Here is a 12,288-nt window from a genome sequence, read left to right as displayed (position 1 = left end):
GTGACCGGTAACCTGTGGTCAGTTATTATTAACCGGTCACTGGACACCGGGCTCTGGTCACTAATTCAGACTTCGGAAATCGGATATTGGATTTGGAGGAATAGCCGGAAATCGTAAAAAATAAGCGTCATATCATGACGCTTATTTTTTAGCTTGCAGTTTTATTTAATCTCCGTGTTAAGCGGGATTTTTTCCGGGCCGCCATATTTTTATGGATAATACCCTTGGCAGCAAGTTTGTCGATAACACGAATAGCTCTTACCAGAGTATCCTTGGCTGCTTCAAGGTCAGCTCCCTTAAGGGCGTTTTCAAAACGGCGAACTGCAGTTTTCATCATTGATTTATAGGCAGCATTCCTGACAGTACGAATGCGGGCTATTTTTGCTCTTTTTAATGCTGATTTGATGTTGGCCATATCCAGTTCACCTCCTTTAAGGGTTGCTTTCGCAATAAAAAATTCACGAACTACATTTTATCATTCTTGCCTGGAAAAGGCAAGAAGATCTTGACACAGTTAGTATAAGTTTATAGCGATTCGTTTAAGCTAGTAAAAAAGGAGGTGAAAAAATGCTAGGTGCCATCGTTCGCTTTATCGTTTCGGCCCTTGTTTTACTTATTGTAAGCTGGCTATTGCCCGGTATCTCGGTAGCCGGCTTTACCGGAGCCCTGTTAGCGGCAATTGTCATTGCCGTGCTGGGGTGGGTGGCGGAAAGACTTATGGGTAAACGTGTTTCACCTCAGGCCCGCGGTTTTGTGGGTTTTCTCACTGCTGCCGTAGTGATTTATCTCACCCAATTTATCCTGCCAGGAATGATGAGTGTATCCATAATCGGTGCATTACTGGCTTCTCTGGTCATTGGGCTTGTAGATGCTATCGTACCCACTGAATTACGTTAAGGCATATTCTTTCTTCCCCATTCATATAGTCTAAGGAAAGGATGGGGAAGTATGTTTTTTTTCAGGCGCAAATCACCCTTTTCCCGGCATTGGTTATGGAGGGTCAAGCCTCTAAAATTTAGAAGGGGCTTTGTTTTACTAGGATTAATTATAATACTGACTGTTTTGTTCATCTCCCACAGAGAACCGTTGAGTGTGCCTGTTTCCACAGGTGCAAAGCCCGTATCGCAGGATATTTTGCAAAAAATCTATCATGTTATAGGCTTAGAGGATTTGGATCACCGGAAAATATTACATGAAGGTTTGCCGGTGGGGTCACTGGCTATGCAAAACTCAGATTTCTTAGGGGAATGGGACAACTTCTTTCACCATATTATGCTGGCCATCACAGGGGTAGACTCCCGTAATCCGGCTTTAATTATGGGGAGAGAATTGAGTTTTTCTTCCCTTCCGGGTAATGCAGCAGTAACGGCTTTAGATACCACTATAGATGAGAATGGTGAAGAAGACTTTTACCTGCCGGGCCAGGATGACAATCTGGATGATTGGGTACCCATTCCCGATACGGAGTTTCCGCCTGTTCAGTTGAACGGTGAACCCATGATTCTCATTTATAATACCCACAATGCTGAATCTTATCGTCCTTCCGAAGGCCTCTCCAGGCAGGAGGGGAAAAACGGCGGCGTGGTGACCGTTAGCAAAACCCTGGCCCAGGCTATTGAGAGTAAACATAAAATTAAGACTCTCACCACTGATATCATCCATGATTATCCCGACTGGACCAAATCCTATATTAATTCTATGCGGACGGTCCAGGCCCTTCTGAAACAAAATTCCAAAATTCAGACGGTTATCGATATTCACCGTGATGCTGGACTGCAATCCCGTTCCAGTACTTTGACCCGTATCAACAAGAAAGATTGTGCCAAGGTACTTATTGTGGTGGGAACGGAGCATCCCCGCTGGAAGGAAAATTTAGCCTTCGCCGAAAAGATAGAGAAAAAAGCCAATGAAATGTATCCGGATTTAATAAAAGGTATACGCCTGGCAAAAGGCCGGCGCTACAACCAGCACCTGCATCCCCGGGCCTTGTTATTAGAATTTGGCAGTGACTTGAATACCTTGGATGATGCCAAGAACTCGGCCAAGTTAATGGCGGATGTCATTGCTGAGGTGTTGAAAGGGAAATAAAATAATAGTATAAAGAGAGTTCAGGCTCTCTTTTTCATTTTTTTAGCTTTGGCAAACTCAAAGATAAATGGGGAGCTTTGCAGTAAAATAAAAAAACACTACAATAATTCTTTAGTCATACATGCTTTTGTCCGTAGTGATATAATGTTGGCAGGAAATGCTAATTCTAGGGTCAGTGCAAGTTTACCCTTTGCCTGTAGTCTACCGTAAAAAAAATGAGGTGAGGATTGTGGAAAAAGAACCCTTACTTTACCAAACATGGCTAAAAAAAGTGGGTAAAGAGAAAATCCAAGCCTTCCAGGATTCTTTTGCTAAATCATTCGAAATCAGCTTATGTATCTTGTCCTCTAAAGGCAAACCCCTCACGATTTGGTCCAATTCCTTATTGTTTTGTCACTATATGATGAGGAAAAACAGAGAACGCTGCATTCGGGAACGGCAGGATGCGATCAATTATGTTCTAAAACAGCAAAAACCCCATATTTTTGAATGTTATATGGGACTTACCCTTTTTGTCTGTCCTATATTTAATTGCAACGAAATTGTTTGTGTAGCCTATGGCGGCGGCGTCAACCTGAATAAAAAAGAAAGCTATGACAGCAGCAAAATTGATTGTAACGTGCCTATCTTGGCCGAAAGGAAACTAAAAGATATCATCAACTTGTTGGGGGAAACATTTAACCTCCTCGACGGCCGTCAGGAATTAACACAGGAAGGCCCCACTAAGAATAGGACACCGAAAGAGTTACGTTTTTTACAAAATAAATTGAGCCGAAGGGAAATAGAGATTGTTGAGTTGATCAACGACGGGCTGACCAATAAGGAGATTTCTGAACATTTATATATTAGTGAAAAAACGGTAAAGACTCATGTAAGTAATATTTTAGCCAAATTAGAGATGAAAGACAGAATGCAGTTAATTATTTTTTGTAGACAGAATAATGTCGTCTAGCAGGAGGCATTTATGTCTATCAATAAAAAGCTTTTAATTTTTGTTATTGTCCTTGTGGTTGTCCCTATGCTTCTACTGTTCCTTATTTCTACCTTAGTTTTGGATAAGCAAATAGAAAAAAGTGCCCAGAGTTATTTGGAAAATGCCTTAAAAATTGCCCGGAACCGGATGATTGGCCGGCTGGAAGAGATGAAAAAGGGTTGTCAAACTTTTACTCAATCTCCTGAATTCCGGAAAAGTGTGAAGGAGAAAAATCTTCTTTCCCTGGGCCAGGAGTTAGGGGAGTTAAAAACCGTCTATGATTATCTGGACTTTATTATTGTTTTGGATGCCAACAAGGACCCTTTAGTCAGCTTACCCGCCACTAAAAAGCAAAATTTAGAAGTTCTGCAAGGATTGATGGAGCAGGTTGGCCAGAATAAAGAAGCCTTGTCTTCCGAAACGATGTTTGACTTGAACGATCTGTTTCCTCCCGATTCGGAGGAATACAATAAGTTCAAAGTGAAAATAGCCCGTAACGGCCAAGGAGGATCAGAGGAGCAACAATATCTCACCAAATGTTTAGCCGGAGTGGCCGTTGCTCCCATTTACTGGGATGACCACAAAGAACGTCTCTCAGGATTTTTGCTGGTAGGGGATATTGTCAACAACGATCAATATTTCCCCAAAACCTACAGTTTAAGCGTAAAAGATTCCTATTTAGCCATCTCTATTCAGGGTGTCCGTGTTACCTCCAATATCCGCAGCCCCAAAAAAGAAAACTTCATAGGAAGCCGAATACCTATTCCCCTGGAGAGCCTGGAAGGACTTAAGAATTCCTATTTTGGCCGGGTGAATATGGATGATGAAATTCATGTTTTTTTAGACGAGCCTATCTCAGATCATGAAGGACGAATTGTGGGGGTCCTGGGCGTAGGGATCCCCGAAGAAAAGTTTTCCGTGCTGATTAATACGAACCGTAACTTGATTTTTGTGGTTACTTTCTTGTGTTTGTGTATTATGCTGGTCATTGGACGCCGAATATCCCTGAGAATTACCAGGCCTATTATAGAAGCCACCAGGTTCGCGGAAGCTATTGTGCGGGGTGAACGGGATTTAATCATTAAAGAAGAACTCCTGGAAGATGGCCGCAGCGAGACGACCATTCTCTTAAAAACCTTTCAAAAAATGGCCCGTGATTTAAAGGAAAGTGAAGAGGAAAGGAAACGGTTCTTAGATAAGTTGAAAGAAGAGCATGACCAGCAGCAAAAATTGGCTGAACAGTTGCAAGTGATGAATGATGAACTGGAAGAAAAGGTAGAGGCCCGGACCCAGGATCTGCGGCAGGCCATCATCGCCTTAAAGAAAGCCGATGAGGTAAAATCACAGTTTCTGGCCAATATGAGCCATGAACTGAGGACCCCTTTAAATGCCATTATTTCTGCTTCTGAAATTTTAAGGGATAAAATTTTTGGTTCCCTCAACGAAAAACAGGAGAAATATATTCAAAACATTTGGAACAGCGGTGTGCATTTGCTGCAGTTGATCAATGATATCCTGGATCTCTCCAAGATTGAGGCGGGAAAGATGACCCTATCCTTAAGTCATTTTTATATTGCGGAGATCGTTGCCAACAGTTTTCAAGTCGTCAAAACTCTGGCCTACCGTAAAAATATTGAAGTGTCTACTCAAATATTTCCCGGAGATTTTATGATTAAAGCCGACGGGAAAAAGCTCAAGCAGATTTTGTATAATCTCCTGTCCAATGCCATTAAGTTTACACCTGAGGGAGGAAAGGTAGAGGTAGAGGTGTATAAGAGAGGGGAATTTATGCAGGTAATGATAAGGGATAACGGCATAGGGATTAAAGAGGAGGACCAAGAAAGGGTTTTTAGAGAGTTTGAACAGGTGGATAGTTCTTACGAACGACAGCATGAAGGGACAGGTCTGGGTTTACCGTTGACTAAGAAACTGGTAGAAATGCACGGTGGGGAGATTTATCTCACTAGCAAACCGGACCAGGGAACGGAGGTTATCTTTACCATACCCATTGATACAGAATCGTTTTTAGCCAGTAGGGCTAATGTAGTGGCAAAGAGGGATGGCAATGGAAAAGGTCTTAATTGTTGATGATAATGAACAAAATTGCGATTTAATGAAAGACATCTTAGCCAATTGGGGGTATGAAGTATATCAAGCCTTTCAAGGGAGGGAAGCTATTAACCTGACCCTGGAGCATCAACCCGATGTGATTCTCTTAGATGTGATGCTGCCCGGTATGAATGGTTTTGAGGTTTGTCATGAACTAAAAAACAACCCCCGGACCCAGGATATTCCCATTATTATGTTAACTGTCTTGAATGATGTAGAAGACCGCCTGCGTGGCTTTAAAGTGGGTGCAGAAATCTTCTTATCCAAACCTATAAACTATAACGAGTTGAAATACAGGATAGCCTCCCTGATCAAACAAAAAAAGGTGCTGGAAAAAATGGAGCACCAGTGCCAGGTTGTAGAAACCTTACTGGAAATCATGAAGACCCGGGACCAGCATCTTTATTTACATGTGGCCAGGGTCCGGGAATACTGCCGGAAGGTGGCCAAACTTTTGGCTCTCCCAGACCAGCAGCAGGAACAACTCTTAATCGGGGCGTCCTTGCATGATATCGGTAAAATTGTAACGGGGTCCTCGCCGGAACACACCTGGCTAGGAGAAAGGATGGTTCAGCCTTTACAGATGGGCCATTGGCTGAAAGATTTGGTACGGGGGCATCACGAAAAGTTAAACGGTCAGGGTTTCCCCGCTGGTTTAAAAGAAAAAGAAATTCCTTGGCAGCTCCAGATTTTAGCGGGTGTCAATCGTTTTGTAGAATTGTGGGAGGAGCAGGGTTCTAAGGAAGTGGCTTTGATTCTCTTCGGGGATGAGGTGAAGGGAGGGTGTTGGGCTGCCAGTGTAGAAAAAGCACTGGGGCAGGTGCTAGAAGATGAGAAATTTATAGAACGTTTGACTTTAAGCAAGTAAACCGTCATTTGACGACCGTCAATTGGCGGTTTACTTTTTTGCCCTTTTGGCTGTAAAGCAAAACAACTTTACAACATAGTGGGGGGAGGAAAAAGCCCACGGTAGGGCCTGAGGCGGAAACGGCCTGAAAAGTTCGTCACATTATCCAACTTCTGACTGATATAACCCCCAAACCGGCTCTATTAGAATCAAAGCTGAGGAGACAATGGAACAAATTGAAAGGAGGTGCCCAGAGTTCATTGCAGTGAAGTCAATCTTTAGCCTGGATCGTTTAAAAAGGTTAGGAGGAGGATTGTTCGGATGGTAAAGAAACTGGCTGATATTCTAGCGGAAAAAGGGCTGGACATTAATTTCCAGTATGGTGGCAAAGCCCCTGAGGAAATGGTGGGGCGGGAAATTAAAAAAGAACCTTTTCCAAGAGTGAAAAAACTGAAGGAGCAATACTATAATACCTTGTCTTCGGCGACCATGGAGTTTCCTTACTGGTATACTCGTAAATATAGGGAACTGGAAGGAGAGATCCCTGTGGTCAGGAGAGCGGCGGCGCTGAAACATGCCTTTTCGCATATTACGCCTACCATTTGGCCCGGTGAACTCCTTGTGGGGGGAAAAGCTTTCTATTATAGAGGCTCTTTTCCCATGCCTTGGCTGTCTGAAGGGTACTATATGGCCAAAGAAGATGAGCTTTATAAGTCTGCTTTGGAAAGAGGCAGTGTGAGTGCAGGAGAACTAAGCAAGTTCGGCTCCGGTGGGGGAAACGTTGTCCAGAGCTTTGGTAATGTCACCTCCATTGCCGGTAAATTTGGCCTTCGTAATGAGGAAGTAGGCGCCCTTGTCAAGTGTGCGAAGGAATGGGTCGGAAAATCCGTAGATGATTTGGGCCACAAGTACGAACAGATGGTTCCTGAATATGACATAAAAGAAAAAGTCATGAGAAGTTTGGTTTGTATGTTCGATTCTGGCTACACCTTACCATTGGGCCGGGAAGTTATAAATTACTATTATCCTCTCCAGTATGGTTTTGACGGTCTGATTAAGATGGCTAAGGAGAAAAAAGCTGAGGTAGCGGGAAGGGCTGACGGAGACGGGCTGATTGGTATGGACCGGCTGTACTTCTATGAAGCTGTGATTTTAGTTTTAGAAGGCATTCAGGCCTGGATTCGCAATTATGCGAAGGAGGCAAGGAGATTAGCGGCGGAATGCGTTGATGATGCCCAGCAGAAAAAAGAATATGAAGAAATTGCTGAAATCATGGACTGGATTTCCTCCCAACAGCCCCGTACCTTCCGGGAAGCTTTACAACTCACTTATCTGATCCATATTGCTGTCCTGAACGAAGATGCTATTTCCGGTATGTCGCCCGGCAGGCTGGGGCAAGTCCTGTGGCCCTGGTTTGAACAGGATATGGAAGCAGGGCGCATCGATGAAGGCCAGGTCCTGGAGCTTTTGGAATGTCACAGAATGAAGTTCACCTGCATCGATTGCTTTGCCTCCACGGGTGTGGTCGGCGGTGTGCTCTCCGGGAATACCTTCAATAACCTGAGTATGGGCGGTTTGACCAGAGACGGCAGATCAGCCGCCAACCGGCTGGAAATGCTGATTATGGAAGCCGGCATGACCAATGAAACCACCCAGCCTACCCTTTCGGTATTGTACGATGAAAAACTCCCCGAAGACTTCCTGTTGAAGGCCGTTGAATGTAACAAGACGGGCACGGGTTATCCGGCCTGGATGAACAATCAGAATGCCATTCAATTTCTCCTGAAACAATACGGGTCTGAAGGAATGACCCTGGAGGAGGCACGGGCCATTGCCATCGGCGGTTGTTTGGAGACATCACCCTGTGCCTGGCATGAACTCACTTTGAACGGCAAAACATACTGGATTCCCGGGGGAGCCGGCCAGCCAACCAGTGTAGGCGTTCACTTTATCGCCAACCCCAAAGTCCTGGAACTGGTGCTGTTCAATGGTTATGACCATAGGACCAAAGAACAGGTCCTGCCACCCCATAATAAGAAGCTGGAAACTTATGAAGAGTTATGGGATACTTTCAAAGAGTACTATGAAATCATTGTAGATGCCCTCACGACAACCAATAACATTCAGCATGATATCTGGCGCAAACACAATATGTCCATTTTCCATTCTCTTTGCAAACCCGACTGCCTGGAGAAGGGACATCATATCGGCAACCTGGGTATACGTTATAATGCTACTTTCAACGTAGAAAGTTGCGGCCAGATCAACCAGATTAACGCTCTGGTGGCTCTTAAGAAATTAGTTTATGAAGAGAAAAAATACAGCCTGGATGAAATGCGCCAAGCCATTCTAGATAACTTTGGTTTTAAGACAGCGGCAGAAGTAGGAAGCTTCTCCCTCGCGGCCCAAGAGAAGAAAGAGGATGGGGATAAATACGACAAGATCCACAGTGACTGTTTGAAAGCGCCTAAATATGGTAACGATGATCCTTATGCCGACGCTGTTCTGAAAGAATACGAAGACTGGTTCTGTGACATGTGTACTCATTATGAATCCCTCTACGGCAAACCTTTGTACTCCTGCCAGATCTCCGTTTCTACCCACGGACCGCAAGGGGCGGCTACCCTGGCCTCTGCCGATGGCCGCTTAGCAGGGACTACGTATGCTGACGGCTCAATGTCTGCTTATCCCGGCACCGATAGGAATGGCCCCTATGCCCTCTTTACCTCGGCTACCGTTTGGGATCAGGCGCAATCGCAAAACTCTCAGATGAACCTGAAGATTCATCCCAACGCCGTTAGAGGGCTGGAAGGTTCTAAGAAGCTCCTGGAGTTGACGCGGGCTTATATGAGACGGGGCGGTTTCCATATCCAGTACAACATTGTAGACTCTAAAATTTTGAAGGATGCCCAGGCCCATCCCGAGGGATACAGGGACCTGATGGTCAGGGTGGCCGGCTTTACCCAGTACTGGGTGGAAATCGGTAAGCCTATTCAGGATGAAGTCATAGCCAGAACTGAATATGAAGGAATTTAAAGAGACGGAGGGATGATAGAATGACTAAAGGTAATTTAAAGCATGATGACTGCAGGAATTTTATACCTATTGACGTAGCCAAGGGTTTCTGCAACGTCAAAAAAATGAATGTGCTCATTGATACCCCTGCTTGTGAGCAATTTAAAGCCTTACCCAAATGCAAAGTTTGTGTGAACTTTACAGTTCCTGATGAAAAATCCCTGGGCACTTGTGTTGGGTTTAAGGATAATTATTGGACATATGCAGATCTCAGAGCGGTAACCTGTGAAATGTATAAAGCAAAATAACACCTATTAGGAAGGGGAAGGGTGCAGCGCAGGCCATTGCACCCTTCTGGCCTAATTTAGGGCTTGACCGTGGTTAAAAAAACTAAATTGAAATGAAGGTGAAGATATGGAAGATAGTAGTGCAAAAAAAATAGGTTATATGGTAGTGGCCGCTTCCTGGCTGGCTGTATTCTGTCTTTTCGGCTACCGGGCTACCTTCTCTGTTCTCTTAGGTCCTATGTCCAAGAGTATGGGTTGGACTGTGTCCCAAACATCCATTGGTTACTCTCTAATGATGACAGTGTATGCCGTTACAGCCTTCTTCAGTGGGATGATAATTGATAAATGGGGAACTAAACCTGCTTATCTTATTGGCTCTGTTTTTGCCGCATTGGGATTTTATGTAACCAGTTTAACCGACAGCTATGGACAATATTTGGCTTCTTATGCCATCTTTGCAGGGATAGGCACTGGGATGCTGTGGGTTTCCTCTACTGTTTCTGTACGTAAATGGTATATTGGTAAATATTACGCTAAAATGTGGGGGATGGCTTTTATGGGGGCTCCGGTAGCCCAGGTTGTCCTGAGCTTGGGGGTTAAAAAGGTTTTGTTAACCATGGATTGGCGTCAGGCCATGCAAGGTTTAGCATTAGTCGTGTTCATAGCCCTCATTATAGCTGCTCTGCTGGCTAAGAAAAATCCTGAAGCCTATAATGTCAAGCCTTTTGGTCTTGCTCCCGCCAGTTCCGCCGCCCCGGCAGCAACTGAGTATGATTGGAATCTTAAAGAGGCCTTTAGCAAATATGCTATTTGGGGGGCTATACTGGCCTTTCTCACCAGTATGGTGGCCGAATTTCTGATTTGGACTCAGGTTGTCATGTATTGGACAAAAGATGTGAAGATGGCCCTCAGCAGTGCTACCAACCTTTATGTTACCATTGGGATTGTAGGTATTTTCAGTATGCCCCTCATGGGCGTGGTGGCTGATAAAGCGGTACAGAAGCTGAAGAATGAGGTTAAAGGGCGGAAAATTATGCTGATTTTTGCTCCCCTCGTAGGAGTTGTAGCCTGTATTTGCCTGTTAATGACCAGGACTTCCATCTTTTTTGGCCTGATTTCCTGCGTTCTCTTTGCTGTCTACTGGGCTATTGAACCGGGTGGTGTTGCCGGTTACGCGGGAGCCGTCTATGGCAGAAAAAGCCTGGGGAAGATCTGGGGATTAGCTACCTTAGTAGTCATGGGGATCGGACCTGCTTTGGGAAGTTTTATGGGCGGTTATCTCTTTGATCTCTCCGGTTCCTACTTCTATTCGATTATCTTTGCCTTGTGTTCCTTTGCCCTTTCTGCCCTGGTAGCCATGACACTTCCTTTAAGTGCCGAACCTACTAATACTTCAGGGGATATTGAGATTAAGGCGTAATAAGCAGCTGCGTGGGGGGTGAGGGAACGTTGGAAGCTGTCCTTATTCTTCCCGTGGCTAAGGACAAGGACACAAGGGAGGAATGATGTTGAAAGAGAATAAGGGGTTAGTTTTTGATATTCAGAGTTATTCTGTGCACGACGGACCCGGCTGCAGGACTTTGGTTTTCTTGAGCGGGTGTCCTTTGCGATGCCAGTGGTGTGCCAATCCGGAAGGATGGGAATACCGCCGGAGGCCGATGTTAAGAATGAGCAAGTGTGTTCACTTGAGCCAAGGTTGTACGCGTTGTCTACGGGCCTGTCCCTTTGAGGCCATCAGTAGGTATAGTGACGGTACGGGTATAATGATTAACTGGACTATTTGCGCCTCCTGTGAAACCATGGAATGTACTGAGGCCTGTCTCCATGAGGCTTTAGTGGTTTGCGGTAAATGGATAAGTGAGTCGGAGCTGATGCGTATTCTAAACAGGGACAGGAATTTTTGGGGAGCCAGAGGAGGCGTGACCTTCAGCGGCGGGGAACCCTTCTTACAACGAGACTTTATTTTAGCTGTTTTGAAAAAATGCAAGGAAGCTTATATCCATACTGCCGTGGAAACCACAGCTTATACCGACAGGGATTTCCTCTTGCAAGCCATGAAGTATATCGATTTCGCTTTTATCGATATCAAACATATGGACCCTGAAAGGCATAAAGAAAAAACGGGCGTTACGAATGAAATCATTTTAGCCAATATAGTTGCTTTGGTTACCTCGCACTGGCCGGGCAGGCTGGTGATACGCATGCCAGTAATAGAGGGGTTCAACGATTCTGAGGATAATATTATCGCTACGGCTGATTTTATGAAAAAGGTAGGATTGAAGGAGATCAATCTCCTTCCTTTTCACCGCCTGGGAGAATCCAAATGGCGGCAGTTGGGAATGGACTATCCCTATAGTGAAAAGGAAGGAATACCAGAGGAAGTACTGGGCCCTCTCCAGGACATCTTTTTAGAGAGGGATATTCTTTGTTATGTAGGCCATGATACTCCTTTTTAACTCGTGGATCAAAAATAGTCGCAAGGTAGTGTTATCTAAAACATAAGACATATGGGCATTGCTTCGTGCAATGCCTTTTTCCTTTGTTTAAATCATCCCGATTACGGGAAGTGTATGAAGAGAAAGGAGGAAGGCCATGCTTTCTTACAGGAAACAAATGATGCTGATCTCCCTGTTTGCCCTTGTTTTTATGAGTCTGGGGCTTTTCACCACTTTTTACAGCATGAAAAGAATTACCCAGTGGCCTGTGGAAGATATGCTCTCTTTTCACTATGAAGCGGAAAAAATCCAGTTAAAACTGGTGGGGCAGGATTTCGCTCTGGATAATGTGAGAATTCCCCAAGGGCCTGCAATCCCTCAGCTGCCTCTTGCCGAAAAACTGAAAGCTGCTCCCGCTGCCGCCAGAGACAGCCTCATCAAGTTGTTTCAAGATACCAGGTCCCTGGGCTTACATGGCTATAGAGGCCTTAAGGAAATTGTTGTAGACAAGCTTAGGCAGTTTCGATAGAATTA

General features: G+C 44.7%; 11 protein-coding genes. 10 read left to right on the top strand and 1 reads right to left on the bottom strand.

Annotated features, from left to right (window positions below):
- Window positions 1-148: 148 nt before the first annotated feature.
- A complete protein-coding gene (gene rpsT / locus BR63_RS07540; RefSeq protein ID WP_034422413.1) occupies window positions 149-415 on the bottom strand; it encodes a 30S ribosomal protein S20 in 267 nt (88 codons plus the stop codon).
- Between the two features lie 152 nt (window positions 416-567).
- Here rpsT and BR63_RS07535 point away from each other — a divergent pair, with 152 nt between their 5' ends.
- The 10 genes from BR63_RS07535 (at window position 568) to BR63_RS07490 (ending at window position 12,283) form a co-directional block, all read left to right on the top strand.
- The gene (locus BR63_RS07535) at window positions 568-897 is read left to right on the top strand and encodes a phage holin family protein (protein WP_034422414.1); all 330 of its coding nucleotides are present in this window, start codon (window positions 568-570) and stop codon (window positions 895-897) included.
- Between the two features lie 51 nt (window positions 898-948).
- A complete protein-coding gene (gene spoIIP / locus BR63_RS07530; RefSeq protein WP_051965761.1) occupies window positions 949-2,088 on the top strand; it encodes a stage II sporulation protein P in 1,140 nt (379 codons plus the stop codon).
- Between the two features lie 229 nt (window positions 2,089-2,317).
- Window positions 2,318-3,040: a LuxR family transcriptional regulator gene (locus BR63_RS07525; RefSeq protein WP_243270081.1), complete on the top strand. Its 723-nt coding sequence runs from the start codon at window positions 2,318-2,320 to the stop codon at window positions 3,038-3,040.
- 12 nt (window positions 3,041-3,052) lie between these two features.
- Window positions 3,053-5,149: an ATP-binding protein gene (locus BR63_RS07520; protein WP_081908162.1), complete on the top strand. Its 2,097-nt coding sequence runs from the start codon at window positions 3,053-3,055 to the stop codon at window positions 5,147-5,149.
- Entirely contained in the window at window positions 5,127-6,038 is a 912-nt protein-coding gene (locus BR63_RS07515; RefSeq protein WP_034422416.1) for a response regulator, read from the top strand. The genes BR63_RS07520 and BR63_RS07515 overlap by 23 nt, the downstream gene beginning before the upstream one ends.
- A gap of 300 nt (window positions 6,039-6,338) precedes the next feature.
- Window positions 6,339-9,053 carry a 4-hydroxyphenylacetate decarboxylase large subunit gene (gene hpdB / locus BR63_RS07510; RefSeq protein ID WP_034422418.1) on the top strand — a complete coding sequence of 905 codons (2,715 nt, stop codon included), beginning with the start codon at window positions 6,339-6,341 and terminating at the stop codon, window positions 9,051-9,053.
- 20 nt (window positions 9,054-9,073) lie between these two features.
- Window positions 9,074-9,340 carry a 4-hydroxyphenylacetate decarboxylase small subunit gene (gene hpdC, locus BR63_RS07505; RefSeq protein ID WP_034422420.1) on the top strand — a complete coding sequence of 89 codons (267 nt, stop codon included), beginning with the start codon at window positions 9,074-9,076 and terminating at the stop codon, window positions 9,338-9,340.
- 106 nt (window positions 9,341-9,446) lie between these two features.
- Complete coding sequence (locus BR63_RS07500) at window positions 9,447-10,739, top strand: MFS transporter (RefSeq protein ID WP_034422421.1); 1,293 nt, start codon at window positions 9,447-9,449, stop codon at window positions 10,737-10,739.
- An 82-nt stretch (window positions 10,740-10,821) separates the two neighbouring features.
- On the top strand, window positions 10,822-11,775 hold the full coding sequence (gene hpdA / locus BR63_RS07495; protein ID WP_338056031.1) for a 4-hydroxyphenylacetate decarboxylase activase: 954 nt from the start codon (window positions 10,822-10,824) through the stop codon (window positions 11,773-11,775).
- Between the two features lie 136 nt (window positions 11,776-11,911).
- Window positions 11,912-12,283 (top strand): hypothetical protein, encoded by a 372-nt coding sequence (locus tag BR63_RS07490; RefSeq protein ID WP_034422424.1) that lies wholly within the window; start codon window positions 11,912-11,914, stop codon window positions 12,281-12,283.
- Window positions 12,284-12,288 lie beyond the last annotated feature (5 nt).

This window comes from Thermanaerosceptrum fracticalcis (assembly GCF_000746025.2).
In the GTDB taxonomy this organism is placed as follows: domain Bacteria; phylum Bacillota; class Peptococcia; order DRI-13; family DRI-13; genus Thermanaerosceptrum; species Thermanaerosceptrum fracticalcis.
This window is presented reverse-complemented; position numbering and strand designations above follow the sequence as displayed.